The 26,443-nt window shown below is 46.2% G+C and carries 20 protein-coding genes and 2 pseudogenes; 16 read left to right on the forward strand and 6 right to left on the reverse strand.

Annotated features, from left to right (window positions below; genetic code table 11):
- The first annotated feature begins 32 nt into the window (after positions 1-32).
- The 5 genes and pseudogenes from AC4E8D_RS16385 to AC4E8D_RS16405 all read left to right on the forward strand — a co-directional run.
- The gene (locus tag AC4E8D_RS16385; RefSeq protein WP_445252473.1) at positions 33-1,334 is read left to right on the forward strand and encodes an arsenic transporter; all 1,302 of its coding nucleotides are present in this window, start codon (positions 33-35) and stop codon (positions 1,332-1,334) included.
- Between the two features lie 51 nt (positions 1,335-1,385).
- Entirely contained in the window at positions 1,386-1,805 is a 420-nt protein-coding gene (gene arsC / locus AC4E8D_RS16390; RefSeq protein WP_339303907.1) for an arsenate reductase (thioredoxin), read from the forward strand.
- Positions 1,806-2,054: 249 nt separating this feature from the next.
- On the forward strand, positions 2,055-2,873 hold the full coding sequence (locus tag AC4E8D_RS16395) for a MerR family transcriptional regulator (protein ID WP_339308705.1): 819 nt from the start codon (positions 2,055-2,057) through the stop codon (positions 2,871-2,873).
- 24 nt (positions 2,874-2,897) lie between these two features.
- Positions 2,898-4,076 carry an MFS transporter gene (locus AC4E8D_RS16400; protein ID WP_490204951.1) on the forward strand — a complete coding sequence of 393 codons (1,179 nt, stop codon included), beginning with the start codon at positions 2,898-2,900 and terminating at the stop codon, positions 4,074-4,076.
- Positions 4,077-4,399: 323 nt separating this feature from the next.
- Positions 4,400-4,490: pseudogene (locus AC4E8D_RS16405) on the forward strand (ArsR family transcriptional regulator); the annotation flags it as partial.
- A 188-nt stretch (positions 4,491-4,678) separates the two neighbouring features.
- On the opposite strand, the gene AC4E8D_RS16410 reads toward AC4E8D_RS16405, so the two are convergent.
- Positions 4,679-5,155 (reverse strand): hypothetical protein, encoded by a 477-nt coding sequence (locus AC4E8D_RS16410; protein WP_490204952.1) that lies wholly within the window; start codon positions 5,153-5,155, stop codon positions 4,679-4,681.
- A gap of 162 nt (positions 5,156-5,317) precedes the next feature.
- On the opposite strand from AC4E8D_RS16410, the gene AC4E8D_RS16415 reads away from it, so the two are divergent.
- A complete protein-coding gene (locus AC4E8D_RS16415) occupies positions 5,318-6,412 on the forward strand; it encodes a stalk domain-containing protein (RefSeq protein WP_490204953.1) in 1,095 nt (364 codons plus the stop codon).
- 84 nt (positions 6,413-6,496) lie between these two features.
- A complete protein-coding gene (locus tag AC4E8D_RS16420) occupies positions 6,497-6,952 on the forward strand; it encodes a DinB family protein (protein WP_221821294.1) in 456 nt (151 codons plus the stop codon).
- 195 nt (positions 6,953-7,147) lie between these two features.
- Here AC4E8D_RS16420 and AC4E8D_RS16425 read toward each other — a convergent pair whose 3' ends face one another.
- Entirely contained in the window at positions 7,148-8,071 is a 924-nt protein-coding gene (locus AC4E8D_RS16425) for an AraC family transcriptional regulator (protein ID WP_339303919.1), read from the reverse strand.
- A gap of 217 nt (positions 8,072-8,288) precedes the next feature.
- Between AC4E8D_RS16425 and AC4E8D_RS16430 the strand changes: the two genes are divergently transcribed.
- The 4 genes from AC4E8D_RS16430 to AC4E8D_RS16445 all read left to right on the forward strand — a co-directional run bounded on the left by AC4E8D_RS16430 (position 8,289) and on the right by AC4E8D_RS16445 (position 14,323).
- On the forward strand, positions 8,289-9,164 hold the full coding sequence (locus tag AC4E8D_RS16430) for a fumarylacetoacetate hydrolase family protein (protein WP_339303921.1): 876 nt from the start codon (positions 8,289-8,291) through the stop codon (positions 9,162-9,164).
- 21 nt (positions 9,165-9,185) lie between these two features.
- A complete protein-coding gene (gene gucD / locus AC4E8D_RS16435; RefSeq protein ID WP_490204954.1) occupies positions 9,186-10,652 on the forward strand; it encodes an alpha-ketoglutaric semialdehyde dehydrogenase GucD in 1,467 nt (488 codons plus the stop codon).
- Between the two features lie 16 nt (positions 10,653-10,668).
- Positions 10,669-12,645, forward strand: coding sequence for a YjhG/YagF family D-xylonate dehydratase (locus tag AC4E8D_RS16440; protein WP_490204955.1), 1,977 nt, complete (start codon positions 10,669-10,671; stop codon positions 12,643-12,645).
- A gap of 61 nt (positions 12,646-12,706) precedes the next feature.
- Positions 12,707-14,323, forward strand: coding sequence for a glycoside hydrolase family 43 protein (locus tag AC4E8D_RS16445; RefSeq protein ID WP_490204956.1), 1,617 nt, complete (start codon positions 12,707-12,709; stop codon positions 14,321-14,323).
- Between the two features lie 270 nt (positions 14,324-14,593).
- Here the strand turns inward: AC4E8D_RS16445 and AC4E8D_RS16450 are convergent, their stop codons facing one another.
- The gene (locus AC4E8D_RS16450; protein WP_339303929.1) at positions 14,594-14,950 is read right to left on the reverse strand and encodes a DUF3221 domain-containing protein; all 357 of its coding nucleotides are present in this window, start codon (positions 14,948-14,950) and stop codon (positions 14,594-14,596) included.
- 176 nt (positions 14,951-15,126) lie between these two features.
- On the opposite strand from AC4E8D_RS16450, the gene AC4E8D_RS16455 reads away from it, so the two are divergent.
- Complete coding sequence (locus tag AC4E8D_RS16455) at positions 15,127-15,426, forward strand: immunity 53 family protein (protein WP_339296837.1); 300 nt, start codon at positions 15,127-15,129, stop codon at positions 15,424-15,426.
- 80 nt (positions 15,427-15,506) lie between these two features.
- A complete protein-coding gene (locus tag AC4E8D_RS16460; RefSeq protein ID WP_339303931.1) occupies positions 15,507-16,241 on the forward strand; it encodes a hypothetical protein in 735 nt (244 codons plus the stop codon).
- Between the two features lie 110 nt (positions 16,242-16,351).
- On the opposite strand, the pseudogene AC4E8D_RS16465 reads toward AC4E8D_RS16460, so the two are convergent.
- Positions 16,352-16,486, reverse strand: a pseudogene (locus AC4E8D_RS16465) (L-serine ammonia-lyase, iron-sulfur-dependent, subunit alpha); the annotation flags it as partial.
- A gap of 99 nt (positions 16,487-16,585) precedes the next feature.
- Between AC4E8D_RS16465 and AC4E8D_RS16470 the strand changes: the two are divergent.
- Positions 16,586-17,035 carry a PucR family transcriptional regulator gene (locus AC4E8D_RS16470; protein WP_339303933.1) on the forward strand — a complete coding sequence of 150 codons (450 nt, stop codon included), beginning with the start codon at positions 16,586-16,588 and terminating at the stop codon, positions 17,033-17,035.
- Between the two features lie 46 nt (positions 17,036-17,081).
- On the opposite strand, the gene AC4E8D_RS16475 is transcribed toward AC4E8D_RS16470, so the two are convergent.
- A complete protein-coding gene (locus tag AC4E8D_RS16475) occupies positions 17,082-17,696 on the reverse strand; it encodes a TetR/AcrR family transcriptional regulator (protein WP_221821308.1) in 615 nt (204 codons plus the stop codon).
- A 176-nt stretch (positions 17,697-17,872) separates the two neighbouring features.
- Between AC4E8D_RS16475 and AC4E8D_RS16480 the strand changes: the two genes are divergently transcribed.
- Positions 17,873-18,610: an SDR family NAD(P)-dependent oxidoreductase gene (locus AC4E8D_RS16480; RefSeq protein ID WP_074095227.1), complete on the forward strand. Its 738-nt coding sequence runs from the start codon at positions 17,873-17,875 to the stop codon at positions 18,608-18,610.
- Between the two features lie 128 nt (positions 18,611-18,738).
- On the opposite strand, the gene AC4E8D_RS16485 is transcribed toward AC4E8D_RS16480, so the two are convergent.
- Positions 18,739-19,611, reverse strand: a complete 873-nt coding sequence (locus AC4E8D_RS16485) for an AraC family transcriptional regulator (protein WP_221821310.1) — start codon at positions 19,609-19,611, stop codon at positions 18,739-18,741.
- 208 nt (positions 19,612-19,819) lie between these two features.
- Between AC4E8D_RS16485 and AC4E8D_RS16490 the strand changes: the two genes are divergently transcribed.
- A complete protein-coding gene (locus AC4E8D_RS16490; protein ID WP_221821312.1) occupies positions 19,820-26,203 on the forward strand; it encodes a rhamnogalacturonan lyase family protein in 6,384 nt (2,127 codons plus the stop codon).
- Positions 26,204-26,443: the final 240 nt, after the last annotated feature.

A 26,443-nucleotide genomic window follows, 5' to 3' on the forward strand; every position in this document is an offset into this window, starting at 1 on the left:
AATATAAATAAAGCTGAACTGAAAGGGGGTGTATGGTTTTGTTTTCTACGCTGTTAGCCTGCATCATCTTTTTGATTACACTTGTACTCGTTATTTGGCAGCCTAAAAACCTGTCCATTGGTTGGTCTGCTTGCGGAGGAGCAATCCTTGCTTTACTTGTGGGTGTGGTCAATTTGGAAGATGTATGGGATGTGACACAAATCGTGTGGAATGCCACGCTTGCTTTTGTCGCAATCATTCTGATCTCATTAATTCTGGATCGTATTGGCTTTTTTGAATGGGCTGCCTTACATATGGCCAAAGCCGCTCATGGCAATGGTGTACGAATGTTTGTTTACGTCTCCATCCTGGGAGCGGTGGTTTCTGCTTTCTTTGCCAACGATGGAGGCGCACTGATTCTGACACCGATTGTTCTAGCCATGGTACGTGCACTGAATTTCGATGAGAAAAAAGTATTCCCATTTATTATCGCCAGCGGATTTATTGCGGATACAACTTCCTTGCCGCTGGTTGTAAGTAACCTGGTCAACATTGTGTCTGCCGATTTCTTTGGTATTACGTTTATGGAGTACGCAGGAAGGATGATTGTTCCAAATCTGTTCTCGCTGGCGGCGAGTATCGGTGTACTGTATCTCTTTTTCCGCAAGAGTATTCCCAAACGTTTTGATGCCAGTGAATTGAAGCCTCCGTTATCTGCCATTAAGGATATGAAAATGTTCCGGTTGTCGTGGGTGGTGTTAGGGGCTCTGGTTATTGGATACTTTACCAGTGAATTTATCGGCATTCCCGTATCTTTTGTGGCAGGTATTGTCGCGATATTCTTCCTGATCATGGCTTCCCGCAGTTCAGCTGTACCAACTACATTGGTTGTCAAAGAAGCGCCGTGGGCCATCGTATTTTTCTCCATCGGCATGTATGTCGTGGTTTATGGTCTACGTAACGTGGGTTTAACGGATCTTCTAGCCGTGGTCATTCAGGTTGTGGCGGATCAGGGATTGTTTGCTGCAACGATGGGTATGGGCTTTATTGCGGCAATCATTTCATCCCTGATGAATAATATGCCTACCGTGTTGATTGATGCGCTTGCCATTGATGCAACAACGGCTACAGGAACGGTTCGGGAGGCACTCATTTACGCCAATATTATTGGATCAGACCTGGGTCCCAAGATTACCCCGATTGGTTCACTTGCGACCCTGCTTTGGCTTCATGTGCTGAGCACCAAAGGTGTCAAAATCTCATGGGGCACTTACTTCAAGACAGGTATCTTAATCACCATTCCGACTCTGCTTATTACGCTAGTGGGTCTGTATCTGTGGTTAAGCATTCTATAAAAGCAATCTATAAAAGCAATCTATAATTCAAACAACGAGGAGACGATGGACATGAGTAAAAAAACACTGTACTTCCTGTGCACAGGCAACTCTTGCCGGAGCCAAATGGCCGAAGGCTGGGCCAAGAAATATCTAAGTGAGGACTGGAACATCTATAGTGCAGGAATCGAGGCACACGGTCTGAATCCAAAAGCAGTGGAAGCCATGAAAGAAGTTGATCTGGATATTGCTACTCAAACTTCCGATATCATTGATTCAGAGTTGTTGAACAATGCTGATTTCGTAGTCACGTTGTGTGGGGATGCCGCAGATAAATGTCCAATGACGCCTCCACATGTGAAACGGGAACACTGGGGATTTGATGATCCTGCCAAAGCGCAAGGGTCTGATGAAGAGAAGTGGGCCGTATTCCAAAGGGTTCGTGACCAGATCGGGGAGCGTATTAAAACATTTGCTGAAACCGGAAAATAATACAAACCTGCCTGAGCAGGATAATTGAATGCGTACCGAGAGAATGCCACAATCAGTGGCATTTTTTTGTTCAAAAAAAATGAACGTTTCATTCAGAAACGGTTTTTGACTTGCCCATAACAGCAACATAGAGTGATGACAAGGACGGTGGTTAATTTTATATAAAAATGAGAAGCATATACACCCTTGACTTTCCCCTGTACGGGAAACTATATACTCGCATTATGTTAATAGATTGGAGATGATATGTTGTTCAAAATCAGTGCGTTTTCCAGACTAAGCAGGGTCTCATTAAAAACACTGCGTTATTATGACCAGATTGGCATACTTAAGCCGAGAAAGGTAGATCACGATACGGGTTACCGTTACTATTCCGCAGATCAGCTCCTCGAGCTCAACCGAATCTTCATTTATAAAGAATTGGGGTTCACATTGCCACAAATCACACAGCTGTTACAGGAACATATTACATTGGACAATATTCAAGGCATGTTTAAGCTAAAAAGAAGCGAAATTCAGCAAATTATCGATACGGAACAAGCCAAACTCGTCCGAATTGAGGAACGCATGCAGCTTCTAGAGGAAGAGGGGCACATTGAAACCGGGCAAGAAATTCGAATTAAAGAGGAAGGTGCTCGGCAGTTTCTTTTTCAGACAGGGTGCGGGAGGGAAGAGGAGATCTCGAGTTTATTTCATCAGTTTGATCAGTCATTAACAAAAGAAATGCGCCAACTGATTGACGGACCTCAGGTTGTTTTGTGGAAAGAAATCGCAGGACAAGAGGAAGAATTCGAGTTTGAAATAGGTTACTTCTTAAGCTGTGATCTGCGATCACCTCTCGCCCCATTTCAACTGCGGACTCTTCCTGCCGAGCCCATGATGGCCACCATAGCTTATCGTTCCAATGCCGCCTTTGCCTGTAAAGCCTGTGTTCATCTAGCTACATGGATTGAGAATAATAACTATCAGATCAAGGAGAACGGAGCTGGTAGGGAATTATATTTACCCTTATCTCAAGAACAAGATGTACAGTTTATAGAAATACAAATTCCAATACTAAATAGATAACTAGAGAAGACGGAGTGGATTAAAGTGAAAAATAAATGGATTATATATATCTTGGCATTGGCTGTTTTTCTGATTGGAACCCTTGAATACATTATTACAGGAGTCATTGAAATGATCGCCTCAGACTTGAGCGTATCTACTTCCGAAGTGGGTTTACTGGTGACTGTATTCGCTCTGGCAGCGGCCATTATCGCTCCGATTCTCATTGCAATTACAATAAATATGGATCGCAAGAAGTTACTGTTGTCCGCCCTCAGTGTGTTTATTGCCAGCAACGGACTTATGCTTGTTGACCTTTCTTACGAAACTTTACTATGGGTGCGAATTATTCAAGGGGCTAGCGGAGGAGTGGCTACCGTAGTAGCGATGGCCGTATCGACACGACTGGTTGAAAAAGAAAAAAGGGGCAATGCCATCGGCATCATTTTGATGGGGCTCAGCAGTTCGCTTGTGCTCGGTGTCCCATTGGGCACATTTTTTAGTGAAATGTTTGGATGGAGAGTTCTATTTGTAATCATTGGATTGTTAAGTGTTCTTCCATTACTTATTATCTACAAAAAGGTTCCGGCAATCAAAGAGGAAGAAAAGATCACCCTCAGTATGCAGGTCTCCATTTTAAAAAATCCACTCATTCTGACTGCCTTGCTTATTACATTATTGTATATCGGAGGCTATTCGACACTGTTCACGTATATTACGCCTTTCTTGCAAGCTACATCCACTCTTACCATGACCGAGATAAGCGGTGTTCTGTTTCTCGCGGGAATTTGCAGCTTTGTCGGATCAAAAGTGGGCGGACAATTGGCAGATGCAAAGGGATCAAAGTTTACAATTTGTCTAGGCCTTCTGTTACAAGGCGTAACTCTTCTTTTGTTTGCTCTAGCTGGAGTTAATCTTATCATGTTAATCTTGGTTTTAATGATTTTTATGTTAGCAACGTGGAGCATATCTCCGGCCCAGCAACTATATCTGGTTACACTGGCACCTCGTAATCCTGACATCGCCCTAAGCGTAAATACATCATTTATCCAATTTGGTTTTGCACTGGGATCTGGATTAGGTGGGTTTGTGATCAGTCGTTCATCTGTCATGTATTTGAATTGGTTGGGGTTTGGAGCTGTAAGCGTAGCTTTATTTCTTGTCCTAATTCTATTCAAAAGGACGAGAAGTAGGACTGAAAACTCTATGGTTACTGGTGAATAGGTAGGTGGACTGGTTAAGTTACACAGGAGATCTATCTGGCGTTATAGTCCTAATTAGAAAGAGGGAATGTACAAGTCGTACATTCCTTGAAAAATCCTGCCAGATCAGGATGGTTTAACGCATAAACATGATATTGTGCTGCATCCTCGGAGCTGATCCATGGGATCGGTTTATCCGCTGGCACTGGGTAGAAAAGCATCCCATTATGGATGAGACCCGAAATCAAGAAGTTCTCCATATAGATTACAAGACTGGGGTCTACAGCATATGTAAGCACCTTAAACACGTGGGCAAACAACAATTAAAGCCGCGAAGCACCGCAAAAAACCGGCATGCGCGTAGGCGAGATCAGGATGAAAACACATCTATCCCGACCGACCGTATCCCATCATCTGAAAATATTAAAAGAATCGCAAATTGCGCAAGTCATTTTGCGCTGGCATCTGCAACGCGGAATTATGGTCATTCCCAATCAACGAACCCTCAACGGATTAAAGAGAATATCAAAATATTCGACTTTGAACTGAATGAGGAGGACATGGACTATATACGGCGGTTGGACACAGGTAAGAGATATTCCATAAGCCCGAATGGCTACATGATCAACCTAAAGACAATAACAATAGTTTTCCAATCTTCAATAAAGCTTTCAGCTGCGCCCAGCAGATAATCATTGAGATGACCATAACGATTACAAAGAACAGAAAAACAATAATTTTCATTATGATCAAACGTTTTCCGTTTGGATGTTTGGAAGCTCTGCTGGCAGAGTTATCTTTAGACTTAATCATAGCTCGTATACCGACTATGCAGGCAGTAGCCAGCATTATAAAAAGCATTAAAGTTGCCATTCGTTCAGCAGTGAAAGCGATGAGATTTGATCCTCCCGGACCAGAACCCGTGCGCAAAAACCAATGGCAGAAGGCAACAACAGAAAGAGATGACAGGAACAAGATAAATATAATCTTCCACATCCAGTCGAACAGCTTGAAGAAAGGACCGGGTGGATTGATTTTCTGTTCCCGGCGAACCCGACGCTCAGCGTTTCTTCGATCGATTATTGCTCGTTTGGATTTCATGGATGTCTAACCTCCTGCAGTTTCACTGTTCTTCCTCGTAACATTAAGAATATCACAGTACTGACAATCAAGTCCCATGTTGATTTGAAACCTTTTAGTTAAAAGCTGCGTTTAAAAGCTAGAAAGCAATGAACTTGAATCCAGAAAGGATGTAAGAAAAAAATGAATAGAAACAAGAAGAGAAATAAGTTAATTGTAAGTGCAATTATGACAGCATTACTGGCATCGCCCCTGGCATACTTCATGGCCGAAGGCCAACCGGTAGCCGCTGCAGCTTCCGTTTCCAAATATAAAGTTACCGCACAACCGTTCAGCATTGAAGGAAAGAAATCAAACATTGGTACGATTAATAAAAACGGATCGACCTATATTGCTCTTAGGAACCTAAATACAGCCCTGGGGTTAACCACCAATTTCAATAAGACTAATCAACTTGTTGAAGTATCGGGAAATGGACGATCGCTTCAAATTAATCTCTCTAACAATACTATTCATTTGAACGGACAACCGGTCTTTGGACCTCAAGTCATTCTCCAGAACAATACAACTTATTTGCCACTTCGCTTCCTACTGGAGCGGATGGGCTATGTAATTTCATATCAGAATAGTACAAAGCAGGTCGATATTCAATCGATTAAGGAAAACGACTTGCAGGTTCAAGCGGAAGAGATCGGTGCCGACGGAGATGGCAAATCATTGCTCGTCTACTATCCGGTAATTAAGGGCTATGCAAGAGAGAAAGTACAGGATAAGATCAACGCCTTTTTGAAGCAGGAGACCGACAAGCACATTGCAGCGGGATCGAAGGAAATGGATACAGTCGTAAAAGCGAATAATCAATTACTAATCAAAAATCCAAAGGCTGAAATTCGGCAACCGAGCCTCGATGGCAGATTTACAGTTATGTATAACGAGAATGGAAAATTGAGCCTATATGTGGATTATGATCTTTATATGGGGGGAGCGCACGGAATGACGACGAGGGTTCCTTACACGTTCGATCTCGTAACAGGTGATCTGATTTCGTTGAAGGAAGCAGCAGGTAACGCCGATTATGTCTCTATCATTAACAGCCAAATCACAGATCACATCAATCATCGCGGATTGGAGTTGTCCACTCCATTTAAGACGATCGAAGCTGATCGAGATTATTACCTGAGCCATGATGGTATCGTTATCTATTTCACAGAATATGAATATACTTCCTACGCTGAAGGAATGCCAGAGTTTATTATTCCTTATTCCGAGTTCAGATGACGGAAACTGTGGCTTCAAACTCTAAAGTCTATCGGAGCATGATAAGTCGTGTAGTGACAGTGAGACGATAAGGGGGAAAGTGAAATGAATACGATCAAGCGCATGATGGACCATCTGTACTGGGCAGACGAACGTATTTTAGACGCGCTCGAGGAGTCAAAGACAGAGAACAAGGAGCTTCTGAAGCTGGTTCGACATGTTGCGGTTGCGGAACGCGTATGGCTGTCCCGATTGCAAGGCAAGGGTAGCGCACAATATTCATTGTGGGAAGAAACGGAAGACTTGACGGCGATCCGGGAGATCTTCGAAGAAAACATCGAGCAATATCGCGTCTATATGGACGGGCTCGAGGAATTCAAATTGGATGAGATCATTGACTATGCAAACCAGAGCGGGGTTCCGTTCCGAACTTCCATCCGGGACATTCTCTCGCAAGTCATCTTACATGGGCAGTATCACCGGGGACAGATTAACCGGGCACTTCGAACCGAATCGGCGGAGCCTGTCCAAGTTGATTACATCACCTTCGCACGACTCTAAAGGGCGGGGAAAATCATCAACATTGCTGTGCCAAGTAATAACAAAATAGTCGCAGAAATAGCCGCCAACCTGGCGGCTATTTTGTTTCGAAATTCAAAAATCTTTTACAACTACGTCGCCGCGGTAAATCTTGACGGTAATATGCTAGACGCCATGGACCAGCCCAACATTATTACCTTTTATAGAAAGAAAAGCTCAGCGGTATGAACCATCAGGACGATCGGCTGCCGTAGTCTGCTGGGAATGGCTGCGAAATTCACTTGGCGCGATGCCTGTCCACCGCTTGAACTGGCGGCTGAAATGCGCATTGGTCTTATACCCAAGCATCATCGCAATATGGTCTATGTTCAGGTCGGTTTGTTTTAAAAGCCGTTGCGCTTCGTTCAGAAGGGTTTCGGATAGAAACTTGCGTGGAGCGATGCCATATACCTGCCGAAAAATACGATTAACCTGTGACGGGCTAATGCTCAGCGATTTGGCAATGTCCTGAATCCAGGTTCGCTCACTCTCCTGAATTTCCCCGTGAAGATGGATATATCTTACCGAATCCTCAATGTGCTCGGCAATCTGATGGGCAATGGTTTCTTTTCTCGACAACGTAACGGAAGCTTGCTGAGATAACTGGCCGACCAGGGAACCAAGCAGTTCAAACACGGCGGCATGTACCTTCATTTGTTTGGAGGAAGATAACGAGTTAGACAGATGCTCTGTAGCCAGACCATACAAGGTAGACAGGGAAGAGGAGAGCCCCAGAGCCAAATTCGAATTTGCCGGATAATAGATGTCTTTGCAACGGTTAAGTTCTCTGCAAAAGGATGTATCGTGTATGCTGAAATGCACGGAAAAATAAGTAAACCCCTCCGGTCCGGCTCCGGTGCAAGAGTGAGTCATACCCGGCCGGATGAACAGAAGGTCGCCAACCGACTGACGATAAGACTGCCCGTTGACCACCATGTTCATCTGCCCGTCCATCATCCAGTGCACTTCATACATTGAATGTTCATGGGACGGATAAGTCCAGCTGGAATCTACTTTTCTTGCATGCAGCCCCAATAATTGAAAAGACATGCGAACATCGGGCAGACGCCCTAAATACACAGCATCCGAAAGCTTGGTCACAGCAAACCAACCCCCTTGTACGATTCTATATTCCAACATCCTGTCATCGGAGTGTCCTCGTAAATTATTTTCAGTTCAACGGATATAACCTCATCTTAACAGAAAAAAAATGCGTGAAAAGGGTAAATCGTCGGAGTGATTAGAACATCGTCATGAACCATAGCCGGTGCTATGGTAGTATTATCAACCCGATGGGGAAAAATGGAGGCAAGCTTGAATGAGAATTATTCGATTTCTGGACGGACAACAGAAGTGGCTGGCAGCCGTTACGGATGATGAACAAGCGTATCGTTTGCCACAAGCAGATTTTATGACTTTGATCCATCAAGCAAGAAAGCAGGGGATTTCTCCAGTTCAACTTGTTGAAAGCGCTTTTAAACCGTCAAACAAGTTAACTGACGATTGGACTTCCCTGCATCTAATCACTCCATTGGAAGCTCCGGAAGTATGGGCGGCGGGTGTAACTTATCAACGCAGCCGCGAAGCGCGAAATTATGAAGCAACCGAAGGCAAGCTGGATGCAAAAACCTTTTACGATAAAGTTTATGATGCCGAAAGACCGGAGATCTTTTTTAAATCTACAGCAGCCCGCACCGTCGGGCCCAATGAGGCTGTCACACTTCGCAGCGATTCCAATTGGCAGATCCCGGAGCCTGAGCTGGGGTTGGTGCTTGCCGCAGATGGCAGCATTGTGGGATACATCGTTGGCAATGACATGAGCTGCCGCGATATTGAAGGGGAAAACCCGCTGTATCTGCCGCAAGCAAAAATGTGGCGCAATTCCTGCTCGATAGGTCCATCCATTCGTCTGGCGGAAACGGTGCAGAATCCGTATGCGTTCAGCATCGTCTGCGAAATATATCGCGAAGGTGAAATAGTTGTCAAAAGCGAGGCAAGCACAAGTGAGTTAAACCGAAAACTCGATGAACTGGTCTCCTTTCTGGCCAGAGATAACGATTTGTTTGACGGTACGGTGTTATTGACAGGCACAAGCATCGTGCCACCCAATGATTTTACACTTGCACCCGGGGACCGCATTGAAATATCCATTAGCGATATCGGGACACTTATTAATCCAGTCATTTCAAACTAATGTACAAGGAGGATGAATGCGATGACCACATTTCAGGTAGAGCAGACATACAGCAATTACATTAACGGAGAATGGGTGAAGGCGATATCCGGTGAAACCGAACCGAGCATCAACCCGGCGAATCGGAAGGAGGTAGTTGGCTACGTACCCACCTCAGGCGTAGAGGATCTGAACCGGGCTGTTGCAGCCGCGAAGGAAGCAGCAAAAGATTGGCGGAGGTTATCGGGCGCGGAACGCGGAAACTATCTATTTCAGGCAGCCAATGTGCTGGAACGCCGGGCCGATGAAGTTGCAGAGGCGATGACCAGGGAAATGGGCAAGACACTCCCCGAAGCCAAAGGAGAGACACTGCGCGGTGTCGCGATCTTAAGGTATTACGCTGGAGAAGGCATGCGAAAAACCGGTGATGTCATTCCATCAACGGATAGCGAAGCGCTGATGTTTACGACCCGCGTACCCCTTGGCGTTGTAGGGGTTATTGCTCCTTGGAATTTCCCAGTAGCCATTCCGATTTGGAAAACGGCTCCGGCCTTAATTTACGGCAATACGGTTGTGTTGAAGCCTGCTCAGGAAACTGCGGTCACTGCAGCTAAAGTAATGGAGTGTTTTGAAGAGGCGGGCATTCCGGCAGGTGTTCTTAATCTGGTATGTGGCAGAGGCTCAGTGATCGGATCTGCACTTGCTGAGCATCCGGATGTGGGCGGAATAACGTTCACAGGTTCCAATGAAGTGGGCAAACGGGTCGGCGGCGCAGCACTGGCACGTGGAGCCAAGTATCAACTTGAAATGGGTGGGAAAAACCCGATTATTATCGCGGCTGACGCTGACCTGGATTTGGCTGTGGAAGCCACAATCAGCGGAGGGTTGAAATCGACCGGACAAAAATGTACGGCCACCAGCAAGGTCATTATTGAACGAAAAGTATACGATGCCTTCAAAGAAAAGCTGCTCTCGCAAATCCAGGAAATTCGACTGGGTGACGGCATGTCTTCTGGAAGCTGGATGGGTCCATGTGCAAGCGAAGGACAGCTCAATACCGTGCTGAGTTACATTCAAAAAGGCCAGGATGAAGGTGCTGTTCTGCTCGCTGGCGGAAAAAGAGGGGACGGTCCGGGACTGGAAGAGGGATTCTATGTGCAGCCTACCGTATTTGAAGGGGTCGAATCCCATATGTCCATCGCCCGGGAAGAAATCTTTGGCCCGGTTCTGGCCTTGATTGCGGTAGATTCCCTGGAGGAAGCCATCGAAGCGGCTAATGATAGCGATTATGGCTTGAGTGCTTCCATCTATACACAGAACGTCGGAGCCATGTTGTCTTTCATCCGGGACATGGATGCAGGACTCGTCAGAATTAATGCAGAAACGGCCGGCGTAGAGCTGCAGGCTCCGTTTGGCGGAATGAAGATGTCGAGTTCACACTCCAGAGAACAGGGGCAAGCGGCTATCGAGTTTTTCACGGCCATCAAAACGGTCTTTGTGAAGTCATAAACTGTGGGAGGCTATCATGTACGAACAGATTACGTCGATTATGGGAGAGACCGCATCCAACTGCTTCGATATCATAGCCCATGCTCCAGGGGCTGCAGGACGTCTGCCTCTAACGGATGATTTGCTGCGGAATGCTCCAAGCGGCGACTTGTTTGGCATGTCCCAGAATGTTGGAATGGGCTGGAAGCCCGGGGATTTGAACGGAAAACAATTTCTGATCTTGAGTACACAAGGTGGCATACGCAATGAAGACGGCAGCCCGGCAGCACTCGGTTACCATACCGGCCACTGGGAGGTCGGCCTACTGATGAAGGCTGCCGCAGAGGAACTCTCAAGCCGGGGAGGAATCCCGTTTGCTGGATATGTCAGCGATCCGTGTGACGGCAGATCACAGGGGACAACCGGCATGTTTGACTCGCTTCCGTACCGGAACGATGCCGCTATGGTATTTCGCAGATTGATTCGCTCGCTGCCAACGCGTAAAGGTGTTCTTGGTGTCGCCACTTGTGACAAAGGTCTTCCAGCGATGATGCTCGCACTTGCCGGCATGCCGCAATTGCCTGGTGTAATCGTTCCCGGTGGCGTCACACTTCCGCCTACCGATGGAGAGGATGCCGGTAAAATTCAGACCATCGGTGCACGGTACGTCAACGGGGAACTTTCTCTGGAAATGGCTTCGGATTTAGGATGTCGAGCTTGTGCTACACCGGGAGGAGGCTGTCAGTTTCTAGGTACCGCGGCTACGGCCCAGGTTGTAGCAGAGGCACTGGGTATGACAGTGCCACATGCCGCGCTTGCACCTTCCGGGCAGCCCATCTGGTTTGAAATGGCGCGCCAATCGTCACGTGCACTCATCCATATGGAGTCACAGGGCATGAGAATGGCAGACATTGTCACCGATGCATCCATTCGCAATGCGATGACTGTTCATGCCGCGTTTGGTGGATCGACCAATCTGCTTCTTCACATACCGGCGATTGCCCATGCCGCCGGTTTAACCGTACCCACGGTACAGGACTGGATACAGGTCAACAAAAATGTTCCAAGGCTGGTTAGTGCCCTGCCAAACGGACCGATCTTTTATCCGACCATACGTGTCTTTCAGGCCGGAGGTGTACCGGAGGTCATGCTCCACCTCAGACAGCTTGGTCTGTTGGATGAGTCTGTACCAACGGTTACAGGTACTTCATTGGGTCAGGTACTGGACTGGTGGGAATCGTCGGAACGCCGTCATCTCATGCGGAAGCAGTTAAAAGAGCAGGACGGCATTGATCCGGACAGTGTCATCATGAGTGTAGAACACACTCAGCGGCTTGGAATCTCTTCGACCGTAACATTTCCAACCGGGAATATCGCTCCGGAAGGTTCTGTCATCAAGTCCACCTCTATTGATCCTGCTGTACTGGATGAGCATGGTGTATACCGTCATTGTGGCAGAGCAAAGGTGTTTACCACCGAACGTGAGGCAATCCATGCGATTAAGACCGGAGGTATTCTGGCTGGCGACGTTGTTGTGCTTCTTGGGCGAGGTCCATCGGGAACCGGGATGGAGGAGACGTACCAGCTTACATCTGCGCTTAAACATTTGCCTTTTGGCAAATACGTGTCACTGATTACGGATGCCCGGTTCTCCGGTGTTTCCACCGGAGCGTGTATTGGTCATGTTGGGCCCGAAGCGCTGGCAGGCGGACCGATTGGCAAGCTGCGGAACGGAGATCTGATTGACATTGCGGTTGATCGTAACACGCTGGAGGGCAGCATTAACTTTGTCGGAGAAGGAGAGCTGGAGTTTTCGCCGGAAGAAGGTGCTCTCATCCTGGCACAAAGGTCCTTCCATCCGGATATGAGGCCTGATGAAGCTTTGCCGGATGATACAAAGCTCTGGGCTGCATTGCAATCGGTCAGCGGTGGGACTTGGAGAGGGAATGTATATGATGTCGATCGGATCGTGACCGCCCTGGAAGCCGGCAAAAAAGCGTTGGGCTGGTACTGATATCCATCTTTTGTGTATCTGTGTTGTACAGATCATTACTTTCATACCGGAGGTTTCTTCCATGAATAAGATCCAGAAAATGATCACCAATCCCATCCTTCCCGGTTTCCATCCCGATCCGTCCATATGCCGAGCAGGGGAGGATTATTATATCGCTACTTCCACCTTTGAATGGTTCCCTGGTGTACGGATTCACCATTCCCGGGATCTGGTTCATTGGCGGCCAATTGCTTCTCCGCTGACTCGTGTAACGCAGTTGAACATGGAGGGCAACATTAATTCCGGAGGCGTATGGGCACCCTGTCTTAGTTACAACAACGGTGTGTTTTACCTGATATACACCGATGTCAAAAGCCGGGTAGGCGCTTTTAAAGATACCCACAATTACCTTGTGACAGCAACGGATATCGAGGGCCCTTGGTCCGATCCGGTGTATCTGAACAGCAGTGGTTTTGATCCTTCCCTGTTTCATGATGAAGATGGACGCACATGGCTGGTCAATATGATATGGGATCACCGTAAGGGCAAAAACCGGTTTGCAGGCATCGTTCTTCAGGAATATTCCGTCCAGGAACATAAGCTGATTGGACCGGCCATGAACATATTTAAGGGAACAGAATTAGGCCTGACCGAAGCACCCCACCTGTATAAACACAACGACTATTATTATCTCATTACGGCTGAAGGTGGAACCGGTTATGAGCATGCGGTTACCTCAGCACGTTCCCGTACGTTACAAGGTCCTTATGAGGTCGATCCTGCCAATCCGATCCTCACTTCATACGGCAGACCGGATTTAGCACTGCAAAAGGCAGGCCACGGTAGTCTAGTCGAAACGCATACCGGCGAATGGTACATGGCTCATCTGGTCGGACGACCCGTTCATCACAAATATTGCATTCTTGGACGTGAGACCGCACTTCAGCCGTGTACGTGGAGTGAGGACGGCTGGCTGAGACTTGCGAGCGGTGACCGATATCCGGAGGTTCAGGTGTCTGCACCGAAGATCCCGTCACATCCATTTGAACCGATTACTGAAATGGATCACTTTGATCAATTTGAGCTTCGGCAGGATTGGAATACACTTCGCATTCCACCCGATTCGACTTGGCTCAGCTTGACGGAACGCCCTGGTTACTTGCGCTTGCACGGCATGGAGTCGATGAGTTCAACGCACAGGCAAAGCATGATCGCACGGAGACTTCAGGCCTTGGAGTGTGAAGCCGAGACATGTCTGGAATTTGCGTCGGACCATCCCCAGCAAATGGCCGGATTGATTTTGTACTACGATACCCAGGACTATCTCTACTTACGTGTAACTTATCATGAAGAGAGAGGGCTCTGCCTGGGGATTATTCAGTCCAAATACGGGGTATACGACGAACTGCTTGAGGATATTCCGCTAGAGTCGGTGAGCACGCTCCGTTTAAAGACTGTGGTAGATCAAGATCGCGCCCGCTTTTATTATGCGTTAAATAGTGATTCATCCTGGAATACAGCAGGCGGGTGGATTGATATCACACATCTGTCCGATGAATCTCCGGAGTATATCCGGTTTACGGGAACCTATATCGGTCTTTGTGTGCAGGATCTTGGCGGAACCCGAAAACATGCCGATTTTGATTACTTTATGTATAAAGAAACAAAGCATGCAGTTGGTATATTGGAAAACATGTGACGGTCTTTTTGGAAGGAGCAGGGGACAATCCAAAGAGGACCAAATCACATATTTATCCATGTGAAATTAAAAATCATCAGCGGATTTTAATTTTATAAAGGCACATCTTCCATAAATCAGTTGATATGGTTGGGACAATGATGGAAATAGAGGCCCGTCGGATTTAACCGCGCGAAATTTAACTCCGAACTTTTGAACCCAAAATGATAAAAAGTCCTTACGTTCACTTGAAACGATAAGGACTTTTTATCGTTTGGCAATAGAAAGATCTCAGCCTATTTTTTCAATACTCACAACCGTTCTAATGGGTGGCGAGGGTTCTAGTTGGTCTAAGCCAGCAGTGATTCTTACTCTTTGCCCTACTTCAATTGTTTCATATGTTTCTCTATTGACCAAATAATACGAAGCTTCCTGGTCTTGTGCTAGTTCTATAAAATCCTCAAGATTTCCATTCTCCAGATCTTCCTTACTTATATTTTGTAGTACAAGAAATTTGTACTTGTCATTTTCATCTGTTTTAAATACTACAGTGCCCTCGAAAACTGGATAATTCTCTTTCTCATCCTTGTTAGAACAGCCCGCAAGTATAGTCATACTAATGAAGATAAACAATATTATTTTTTTCATAATAACCTCCTTGATTTGAAATAAAGTTTTCCCCTTGCTTTAAAGTATACCCTACATAAAAAAAGCAAATTATTACTAAAAGGTAATTCATACGAGAAAAGTATGAAACATGGCTTGAGGATTCTTTTAAATAATAAGTTCCTAGAGTCGAAAAAACAAAAAAAGAGGTCACGACGATGGATAGCCTAAAATGGATTCAAAGCTGGTATTATGAAAATTGTGACGGCGATTGGGAGCATTCATACGGTGTGCGAATTGATACGGTGGATAATCCTGGTTGGTCTGTCGAAATCGATTTGACGGATACATATTTAGAAGATGTGCCATTTGATTCGATTGAAAAAGAGAGAAATGAACAAGATTGGTTCTACTGTATCGTGAGAGATGGAGTGTTTCAGAGTGCAGGGGGAGCAAAAAATTTAGAAGAGATGCTTAATTGCTTCAAAAATTGGGCTTCGAGTTTGGATAGAAATTAATGATGAACTGACTGAGGATGAGGCCTTGATTGGCTAAATGCCTTTTAGATTTTTTATTTATAAACCATGGAGAGGATCAGATGATGTATTTAAAAGAATTCAATTTAGATTTACCGTATATTGTAGATGATGAAAATATTGAATCTATAATGAAAGAGCAAAATTGCGATCGCAACGAAGCAACAAAATTAGATTATGCATTGAATTGGAAATGGCAAAGACGCTCTTTTAGCTTGGAAACTCGCTGTATTACAGCGATGTATGAACGTCTGTTGGGGAAATACAAAACGAAAGATTGTTGGAAAGTCCTAATAGAATGTGTAGAAAACATTTCGGATGAACGGATTGTTAACGATTCTGGTGTGTGCTCGGTACCGATCCAATTTAGTTTGAATGACTTTAGCGCAAAAAATGAGCTGGAGAAAAAAAAGACTACGCTTCGCCTGCTAATGGAAGGCATAGAGAAACTTGCTCTACGTAATAATTGGGAGGTTGATCCATTTAGGGAGATAGCTTTGCAAATTGAGGAGTTAGATTATGTAAATGAATGGACTTGGAAAAAGGATGTGAAGAGCCCTAATAAGAAGTACTATGCTAAAGTCATTTGCCATCATAATGTAGATAGCATGGATATATTCCTAACTATTTTACAACGAGATGGTACGCAAATACTTTTAGAGAAGATCATATCAGAACAACCAGATGAATTTGCCTATGCTAAACATCTAGGTGAAATTATATGGGTATCTGATTTTGAAGTTGCTTTATTTAATAAAACAGGCATTAAAAAGCACTCTGCAACCCTGAAATATTAATTATTTGGCCGCTAGAAAACATTGTCCAGCTGGTGTCATGGTCTCTTTTATTATTAGGCATGCTTTTATCTTGTGGTTGCATTCCTCTCGTATAAATGACAGGCCCGTTTTTATTTATGCTGTAAATTCCTTGTGATTTTGCGTCCTGTTGGTGTCTGGGCGAGGCCGCCGGCTGCTGTTTCGCGAAGAGATTCAGGCATGGCTGATCCAACCTCCAGCATGACCTGCACTACCTCATCCGAACGGCTGCTTACGGTTAGCCCTTATGAGTGCTTAGGTGTGTTGTGGAGGTATGACCCTGCGATCGACGCGTTAATGGTCAAGGCAAGAGTAACCATGCCTTTGTGGATTTTACAGAGGATTATTGGCAGAAGTCTGGGGAGATCGGAATCGTTCCTTCAACCTCCATCGTGGTGGGACTGCTGGAGTTTGAGGAGTGGACGGGATACCAGGAAGCGGACAAGGCACTTGCATACCAGAAGACAAGAAGAGAACAGGGGACGATCCGATATACGGATATCGGTGTTAACCGGTTGTTTATCCGGCAACCGGCTGAGGATTTGAATGCGTTTATGGCAGAAGTATTCACTTCGGCCTGCAAAGGGCAGACCGGTGGGTTAGAAGAAACACTGATGACGTATATGGCGTGTGGAGGTTATGCAGTCCAAGCTGCGGCAGCACTTCATATTCATATCAATGCTTTGTATCAGCGTATTCATAAAATCGAAGAGATTCTGGGCATGTCCCTGAGTAATCAGGAGCATCTGCTCCATCGCTACAGGCCTGTTATCTAAGGCAGACATATCGTTCATCGTGATGTTCAAATCAACTTACTTGAGATCATGATTCCAACTTGTCACCCACATAATGAAAAGAGTGAATATGCGTTTTGGTGAGTTCAATTACGTTTTTGATAAATGCCTCGCGTGATTCACGATATCCACTTAATATCCAATTGTTCAACAGTCCAAAAAAACCGTAGGCGGTATAGTATTTGAAATAATCCATATTAACTGGGGAGTTGTTGATCGTCTCAAAGACAAATTGCTCCTGATAGATTTTGAGTATGGTTTGTGGAAAGCCTGTATGTAGACCGGGTAACGTATCATCGTATTGAATCAGTTCGAAGAACTCACGGTGCTCGTAGATATAATCCACGATTTGAAAAGATTCGGCATCCAGCTTGTTGGTTGAAACCTTTTGACCGTGCCAATAGGGTTTGCCTACTGCGCCCCTCAATCCTTCGAGTGTCATAGTCAACAACTCTTCGGCGAGAATATATTTATCCTGGTAGTGTAAATAAAACGTGCTGCGATTATAACCCGCCTGATCAACGATGTCTTTGACAGAAACACCATGGAACCCTTTTTTCTTAATGAGCTGAATCAGAGCGGTTTTTAGGTGCTCCTTGGTTCGATTACGATGTTGAGATGTCACAGTAAGTTCATTATTCATTCAAAAAAACTCCTATAAATATAGACATAGTTTTATAAAGTGTCTACGAGGTAGACACTTGGTCACATCTTAATGATTGGATTGTTACAATTTTAAGCATAGAATTAGTTTTGTAAACATCATATAGCACTATTTATATAGGCGCTATTCAAAATATTATACTGGGGGATTTATTCATGGGCAAACTTCAAGATAAAGTTGCAGTCATCACAGGAGGAGCATCCGGGATTGGTGCAGCGACAGCTCGCTTATTCGTTTCCGAAGGAGCTAAAGTGGTCTTGGTGGATCTGAATGAAGAAAAAGGCAAGGCGTTTGAGCAGGAACTGAAAGCGCTTAAAGCAGAGGCTCTCTTTATTAAAGCAAACATAACAAGTGAAGAAGAGGTATCTGAGATTTTCAAACAAACCGTAGAAACATTTGGTCAAGTGGATATCGTGTTCAACAATGCGGGAATCGGGCGTGTTCATCCGACACATGAGCTTGATTATGCCGAATGGCGCAATACGGTCAATGTTGATCTGGACGGCGTATTCTTGGTTGCACGTGAATCGATTCGCGAAATGCTCAAAATTGGTGGAGGTACAATCGTCAACACGGCTTCCATGTATGGATGGGTTGGTTCACCTGGTTCAGCAGCCTACAATGCAGCTAAAGGTGGCGTTGTGAACCTGACGCGTTCGCTCGCGCTGGAGTATGCTGAGCAGAATATTCGGGTGAACTCCCTTTGCCCTGGCTTCATCGATACACCGATTATCCCGGAAGAGAGCAAACAAGCACTTTCTGCGGCAACACCAATGAAACGTCTGGGTCAAGCAGAAGAGATGGCGAAAGCCGTTCTGTTCCTAGCTAGTGACGATTCTTCATATATGACAGGAAATAGTCTGATCATAGACGGAGGATACACCGCTCAATAAGTGCAGCAATCATCGAAGCACACAAAGAACATAGTTCCATTAAAAGTCGCTATTCTAGCGGCTTTTTTTATTATATTGGTATAAGAGCTGTTCCCAAGCCAAGGACAACTAGCAAACAGCAAGTTTAGCTACTCATAATAGATGGCCTCATAAGGAAACTCTAACTTATTCAAGCGGTATTCTTTGGGCGACATGGACATATATTGCCGGAAAACTTTGCCGAAATAGCTGGGACTCTCAAAACCGCATTGTTGACCAATTTGGGAAATCGGAAGTTCCGTTGTACGGAGTAGTCGAACTGCAACCTCAATGCGTCTGTCTTTCAGATAGGCTAGCGGTGATGTTTTCTCCGATTTCTGAAACAATCTGCACAAGTAGTGTTTATTGATATCGCAATGGCTGGCTAGAAGATCCAACGTTAATGGAGATGCATAATTCTCTCGGATGAACTTTTTACATTTCTCGATCGTTGTTATGGATAGGGCACCGATATCCTTCTCCGCATCCCGACTCGTCTGTACCAGGATAAGCAACCACCGATAGACTTGCATGGACAAGCGATACTTGTCCGTAACTTTCTCTTGATGAATCAAATGGATAATTTGCCATAACTCTTGAATCAAGGGAGAGTCCGCGTTTCGTCGAATGACATGCCCCTCATTATCATGCATCATATCCCAGATTCGGTTAGCTTCATCCCCGCGAATGTTGATCCATATAAATTCCCATGGTTCGTTGTTTTCTTGTTTATAGTAATAGCAATGTTCTCCGGAGATTTTAACAAGTAGGGCATGTCCCTTTGGTAAAGGAATCGTTTGATTTTCAATATCCAGATAACCCTGGCCATTAAGCGTGTATTGAAAAACGACGTGCCCCGGGTCCGGTCTACCATCACTTGGACAACGATATTCCTCGCTAGAAACGATCTGCCATCCAATAGAGTCCAGTGTCATGATTGATGTATCGTCATTACGAAAAGCATAAGAAACCGTATGAACCATCGTTTCATCTCCTTCCTAAAAAAGTCAATTATCTTATATAATACGTCACATTTTTTAGATTGTCTGTCTTTTTTTAGACCTGTAAGATAAATGTAAGCGGTAACATATAAAGGAGGTGGCTATAAATTGTGTTCAAATGACAACAATCTGGGCAGGGTCGAACTGATGATTCTAAAAATGAATTTTTAGATAAGGGGGAGTTAATCGAATGATCCGAAGAACTGTTTCCATCCAGAAATCGATGTTGGTCTCTTTTTTAGCACTCCTTATGGTTATTTCACTGGCTGTTCCTCCGGCGCCGATACATGCAGAGTCATCAAGCAGCCTGCCGGGTCGCCAAGGAGAGTATCTTAACCGGGGGTTGGTTGCGGTTCTTGTAGACAACGGCGTTTTTATTAGCTGGAGGTATTTAAACAACGATCCAGATGATATCGCTTTCAATATATATAAAAATGGAACCAAAGTGAACACATCACCCATAAGCGATGTGACAAACTACGTGGACACCACTGGTTTCGACAGCTCGCAATATCAGATCTCCACCGTTATTGCAGGCAAAGAGCAAATGCAACCAGAGGTTGTATCAGTCTGGCATAACGATTATCTGCCTATTCCGCTCGATAAACCGGCCGATGGTCGGACTAAGGATGGCGGAACGTACTCCTATTATGCTGGAGATGCTTCCGTAGCTGACTTGGACGGGGATGGCGAGTATGAAATTGTCTTCCTGTGGAGTCCAAGCAATTCCAAGGACAATTCGCAGGCCGGTTATACGGGGAATGTCTATATCGATGCCATCAAGCTGGATGGCACAAAGCTGTGGAGGATTGACCTGGGAGTCAACATCCGCGCCGGAGCGCATTATACGCAGTTAATGGTGTATGACCTCGATGGCAATGGAAAGGCTGAGGTTGTTGTCAAGACGGCGGACGGCACAAAGGACGGCCAAGGCACGGTCATTGGTGACGGCACGAAGGATTATCGCAACGACGGCGGATACATACTTTCAGGTCCAGAATATCTCACGCTGTTTAACGGTGAGACTGGCGCGGCTCTATCCACCGTGAATTATGATCCGCCAAGAGGCAACGTCAGTGATTGGGGTGACGGCTATGGCAACCGTGTAGACCGTTTCCTTGGCGGCATCGCTTATCTGGACGGTACGAAGCCAAGTGTCGTGATGAGCCGGGGTTATTATACCCGCACAGTGCTTGTTGCTTATGATTATGTTGGCGGGGAACTCGTCAAGCGCTGGACGTTCGACACGAATGAAGCAGGATCACAATATCAATCACAGGGCAACCACAATCTAAGTGTGCTGGATGTTGACAAGGACGGCAAGGACGAAATTATGTTTGGCGCCTTGGCCATTGACGATGACGGCAGCTTGATGTACAGCACCGGACTCGGGCACGGTGACGCCATGCACGCCGGCCAGCTCGATCCGAACCGGGAGGGCTATCAGGTCGTAAGTGTGCACGAGCATTCCGATGCGGCATACGGGCTGGAGATGCGCGATGCGGCAACAGGTGAAATCCTCTGGGGTGAGAAAACAGGTTTTGACACCGGCCGCGGGATGTCGGCGGACATTGATCCGAACTATCCGGGTTACGAATCATGGGCCACGACCGTTACCAATGGGCAAAGTGTACCTGTAACCAATACCTATTCAGCAGCCGGAGAGGCTATCTACACTGTGGACGAAGGGCCCAAAACCGCCAATTTCGCCATCTGGTGGGATGGAGATCTTCAGCGGGAGCTGTTGGACCATGAGTGGGATAATAGCACAGCCAAAGGAATTCCGCTCATCTACAAGTGGGATTACCAAAACAAAAAGCTGAATGAAATCTTCCGGGCAACCGGTACATTAACGAACAACCATACCAAAGGCAATCCGGCACTCCAGGCGGACATTCTGGGCGACTGGCGTGAGGAGCTTCTGCTGCGGAGCGAAGATAGTTCGGAGTATCGTCTCTACACGACGACCATTCCTTCAGACTACCGCATCCCTACGCTGATGCAGGACCCTGTGTATCGACTTGGCGTAGCCTGGCAAAATGTATCCTACAACCAGCCGCCTCATACCGGCTTTTATCTTGGAGCGGAAGCTACAGCATTCCCTAAAGCCGATCTGGCGCTGACTCGTGAAGCTGAAATGCTGGAGCCGGTCTACCGCTTTAATTTCGGTACAGAGACTGCGTCGGGAAGTACGAACATACAGGATACGCTCTACGCACAAGATCCGGGATACGGCTTCAAGGATACAAATGGTGTTACGGTAGGGGCAAACCAGGTTTCGGTCGCGACAGGCACGACATTTGCCGTTGACCTGCCAAATGCGAACTATAAGGTGACGCTGCGATTGGGCAATGATGCAAATGACTCGAACGTTGGAGTCAAATCTGAATTCGTTCAGAAGCTCGCCGTAACCAATGTGACAGCAGGAGCACCGCTGGAGTATTCCTATGATGTTGCATTAGTGGATGGACAGCTCGATCTTCTCTTCACAGGGACAGCCATAGACATTCAAGATGTCATCATCGAGAAGTATCCAGAGAAAGCGGCTGGTGCGGCAACAACGATCTATATGGCTGGTGATTCAACCATGCAATCGTACAGTGAAGCGCAGGCTCCTCAAGAAGGATGGGGCCAGCAGTTCGGACGGTATTTCTCCAATGGGGCAGTCGTCGTGAACGATGCGATCGGCGGTCGAAGCAGCAAATCGTTTATGGTAGATGGTCGTCTGGATACCATCCTGCAGCGAATTAAGCCGGGAGACTTCTTCTTCATTTCCTTTGGTCATAACGACGCGAGTGCAGGAATACCGGACCGGTATGCATCCCCTGAGGATTATAAGATCTACTTAGCTCGTTATGTAAACGGTGCCAAACAGCGCGGCGCTACACCGGTATTGCTCACTCCGGTTGGACGCAGAGATTTCAACACGGTGACTCAAGAATTCAACGTCAGCTTCCCGGCATACGTTCAGGCTGCCAAAGAAGTGGCGGAGGAGCAGGACGTGCCGCTGATTGATCTCAGCAAGTTGAGTATTGCGTACTACGACAAAATTGGTAATACAGCTACGGAGAAAGTGTTCCTCTATGCTAATCCGGGTGAATATCCGAAATACCCGAATGGGATCAACGATAATACGCATTTCAGCAGCTATGGTGCACAGAAAATTGCCGGACTCGTTGCTGGTGCGGTCAAAGACATGGAGCTGAACATTTCGCCGCTGGTCATCGACCCGGATATTTCCGAACCCGAGCCAGAGCCGGAAATCCAACTATATGAGGAGGATTTTGAAGGCGACGCTGCCGGTTACCAGTATGCGATGGTCAATGCCACGGGTATTGGAGGAACCATGACGGGGACCGTTGTTGAACAGTCCGGAAATAAGGTCCTGTCCGTCGCGGGGTCAGGTTCAGGCAATCGGGCCAAAGTATTCCGTCTGTTTGATGCCGTAAACGGCGATCAGGTGAACGTGAACTTTGACTGGCAATCCGGTAATGTGAGTGCCTATCCATCAGAAGGTCATCTCACGATTCAGGATTCTAACGAAAATGCCCTGTTCACGCTGTATACCAAAACCGGAAGCACCAAAATTCATTATTTTGTCGGTGCATATAATCCGGACTATGGCACAGGGGATACAGCCATACCAGAAGGGGGAACGGCTACAGATATTACCAAGAACCAGTGGGTCAATGTGGATGCAACCGTTAATTTTGCCGAGAAAACACTGGATCTGACATTAACGAATCTGGCCGATCCGACAGTTACACAAACGATTGCTGATATCTCGCTGAGTTCCAGCGCATATGCGGACAACGTCAGATCCATGCGATTCCTGGGAACGAGAAAAGGTGGTGGAGGCACGTTGAACTGGACTACCCAGATCGACAACGTGCGAATTGAAGGCACTCAGCTCACTTCGGAGGGCGGCGATCAGACAGCCTTAATCGCCCTGTACGATGAGATCAAAGCACTGAATCTGTCGGATTATACAGATGCATCGAAGGCCGTAGTGAACCGGGCTTTGGCAGCTGCGGAAGCTATATTCAATACGGAAGCCACGCAGGCTCAAGTTGACCATGCGTTTAACATGTTAACTGTTGCGAAGGAGTCATTAACAAGTGAACCGAGCGAAGAGATAAGCGATTACAAATTTGACTTTGGTTCTGGCAGCGCAGCCGATGGATACATCAAGGTAGGTGCGAAAAGAGCTTACATTGAAGGCAACGGGTACGGTTTTGCCGATACAGCGCTGACCAAAGATGAGAACCGGGAAACCGGAGACTCTCTCAAAGAGGATTTCACACGAGTAAACGGTACCTCTTTCCTGGTGGAAATGGAGCCGGCGAATTACCGGGTAACAATGACCATCGGGGATGCAGGGGAATTGACCAGCGCAAATGTCGTTGCAGAGCAGATGACAAAGCTGCCGCTTACAAGCATTGCCAAGGGCGAATTCAAAGAAATCACGTATGACATTGCCCTGATCGATGGGGTCTTTAACTTCAACTTCACCGGAAATGCACCAAAGATCAATGCGTTGAAGCTGGAGCGTCTGCCAGATCACAGTGCAAGCGATAAACCTGTTATTTATTTGGCCAGCGATTCCACTGTAGCCAATTACGCGGAAAACTATCGTCCGCAAGCGGGCTGGGGAGAAACGTTGGGTGGATATTTTGATCCGAATGAAGTCAGTATTGATAACCGGGCAGTTGGAGGTTTGAGCAGCAAAACCTTCCTTGTCGGTGGATATCTCAACGATATTTTACTCGACATTCAAGAAGGCGATTATCTGTTCATGCAGTGGTCTCATAATGATTCCACGCCGTCCCGTCCAGAGCGTTATCTTACACCAGAGCAGTTTAAGGTATATCTGAAAGAATACATTAACGGTGCTCTGCAGAGAGGGGCGATTCCAGTTCTGGTCACGCCAGTGAACCGCCGTGACTTTACCGGAGAAGTGCTGAACAAAAGCTTCCCGGAATACGTACAGGCGATGAAAGAAACGGCGCAGGAAACGGAGACGCTCATCATTGATCTGAACCAAGCCAGTTGGGAGCATTTCCAGGAGCTTGGCACAGAAGGAACCAAATCGATATTCATGTGGGTAGGCTCAACCGAGGACAATACACATTTGCAAATGAACGGTGCAATCAAGGTATCTGAACTCGTGGCACGCCTTGTGAAGGAATTGAATATTCCGCTATCAGATTTGGTTACGTTGGAAGGGGAAACTCCGGAGCAGGAAGCGCCGCATACTACGGCAACTGTGGAAGGAGAATTGCAGAACGGCTGGTATACTTCTCCGGCACAAGTAACCTTTACAGCAAGCGATGAAGATTCCGAAATCGAAGGGACCTATTATCAAATCAATGGTGGTGAAACGGTGAGTGGCACACAGTTGACCCTAACTGAAGAAGGTACACATACCATCACCTACTGGAGTGTCGATGTTGACGGTAACAAAGAGAGTGAACAGTCTTTGTCCATATCCATTGATCTCGTACCTCCAACCATTGAAATTCATGGTCAAACCGAGTACACCATTGATCAGCATGTGGAAATTGGATATACAGCTTCCGATTCGGTATCCGGTGTGGAAGCACCGGAGGGTGTGCTTCTCGACACTTATGCGTATACATTGGAACCCGGTCTGAACCAGGTTACGGCAACGGTCTCCGATTTGGCTGGCTGGGAACAGACGGTAGAATATCGTTTTGGCGTTATTGCTACATTCGACAGCCTGATTAATCTGACCAACGCCTTTGCTGATGAATCGATCGATCCTAGTGCTGGTGTTCTTGCTAATCAACTCACAAACACGTTACAGCAGGCCAAACAGGCAGCAAACGATCATGAAGGAGCAAAAGCGCGTCAATTGCTTGCATCCTACGGTAATGACGTTCAAGCAGCTAGAGGCACCGTATTTACGGATGAGCAGGCAAGTGTTCTGATTAAGTGGGAGGAATGGCTCCATCAGACAACGCCACTTGCAAACGGTGCCCCTGGCACTCCGGTGTTATCTGATAATAATGGTTACGATACGGGGCTCAAAGACGGAGACTATACAATCACGATGAATCTGTGGTGGGGGAATAACGGCAATCAGTTCAAGCTGTATGAGAATGGTGAATTGATTAAGGATATTTCTCTGGTCGATCAATCCCCATCCGCCCAGTCTGTTCAAGTGGATATTACTGGACAGAAAAATGGCACCTATATCTATACTGGAGAATTGATCAATGCACTGGGTTCAACCATGAGTGTTCCACTGACAGTCATCGTCACAGATGCTTCCCCAGGGCAAGCGGTTCTGTCGAATGACAACTGGGACGGTGACGGCAACTTTAATGTCACGATGAATCTATGGTGGGGAATAAACGCAACCGAATACGAACTTTACGAAAATGGTGTATTGATCGACACACAATCGCTTCAATCCAATACGCCTAGTGCACAGTCTGCAGTTACCGCAATCTCTGGAAGGGCACCTGGAATCTACGAGTATGAAGCGGTACTTCGCAATTCCTCAGGGGAAACCAGATCACACAAATTAAATGTGACGGTACGAGAGTAGACTGAAATGTTGAGCATTCCATGAACAAGAAGTGATTACAACTGAAGTAAGATCCGCATATAAAAGTGCTATTCCTCATCATTTTGAGGAGTAGCACTTTTTATATACCCACAGTATGAAAGCGTTTGACTTATTTGAATATCAATCTATAATGATGAAAGGAAATTGGACTTGGACAGGATACTGACAGCGTGTCCGCTTGAATGTATATTCAGAGCAAGCTTCCATACGCAGGAGGCT

This window comes from Paenibacillus sp. SRL342 (assembly GCF_984798905.1).

Excerpts from the sequence above, each read along its gene's own strand:
- AC4E8D_RS16385 (WP_445252473.1), top strand. The coding sequence starts at position 33 with ATGGTTTTGTTTTCTACGCTGTTAGCCTGCATCATCTTTTTGATTACA.
- arsC (WP_339303907.1), top strand. The coding sequence starts at position 1,386 with ATGAGTAAAAAAACACTGTACTTCCTGTGCACAGGCAACTCTTGCCGG.
- AC4E8D_RS16410 (WP_490204952.1), bottom strand. The coding sequence starts at position 5,155 with ATGAAATCCAAACGAGCAATAATCGATCGAAGAAACGCTGAGCGTCGG.
- AC4E8D_RS16415 (WP_490204953.1), top strand. The coding sequence starts at position 5,318 with ATGAATAGAAACAAGAAGAGAAATAAGTTAATTGTAAGTGCAATTATG.
- AC4E8D_RS16420 (WP_221821294.1), top strand. The coding sequence starts at position 6,497 with ATGAATACGATCAAGCGCATGATGGACCATCTGTACTGGGCAGACGAA.
- AC4E8D_RS16430 (WP_339303921.1), top strand. The coding sequence starts at position 8,289 with ATGAGAATTATTCGATTTCTGGACGGACAACAGAAGTGGCTGGCAGCC.
- gucD (WP_490204954.1), top strand. The coding sequence starts at position 9,186 with ATGACCACATTTCAGGTAGAGCAGACATACAGCAATTACATTAACGGA.
- AC4E8D_RS16440 (WP_490204955.1), top strand. The coding sequence starts at position 10,669 with ATGTACGAACAGATTACGTCGATTATGGGAGAGACCGCATCCAACTGC.
- AC4E8D_RS16445 (WP_490204956.1), top strand. The coding sequence starts at position 12,707 with ATGAATAAGATCCAGAAAATGATCACCAATCCCATCCTTCCCGGTTTC.
- AC4E8D_RS16450 (WP_339303929.1), bottom strand. The coding sequence starts at position 14,950 with ATGAAAAAAATAATATTGTTTATCTTCATTAGTATGACTATACTTGCG.
- AC4E8D_RS16455 (WP_339296837.1), top strand. The coding sequence starts at position 15,127 with ATGGATAGCCTAAAATGGATTCAAAGCTGGTATTATGAAAATTGTGAC.
- AC4E8D_RS16460 (WP_339303931.1), top strand. The coding sequence starts at position 15,507 with ATGATGTATTTAAAAGAATTCAATTTAGATTTACCGTATATTGTAGAT.
- AC4E8D_RS16475 (WP_221821308.1), bottom strand. The coding sequence starts at position 17,696 with ATGAATAATGAACTTACTGTGACATCTCAACATCGTAATCGAACCAAG.
- AC4E8D_RS16480 (WP_074095227.1), top strand. The coding sequence starts at position 17,873 with ATGGGCAAACTTCAAGATAAAGTTGCAGTCATCACAGGAGGAGCATCC.
- AC4E8D_RS16485 (WP_221821310.1), bottom strand. The coding sequence starts at position 19,611 with ATGGTTCATACGGTTTCTTATGCTTTTCGTAATGACGATACATCAATC.
- AC4E8D_RS16490 (WP_221821312.1), top strand. The coding sequence starts at position 19,820 with ATGATCCGAAGAACTGTTTCCATCCAGAAATCGATGTTGGTCTCTTTT.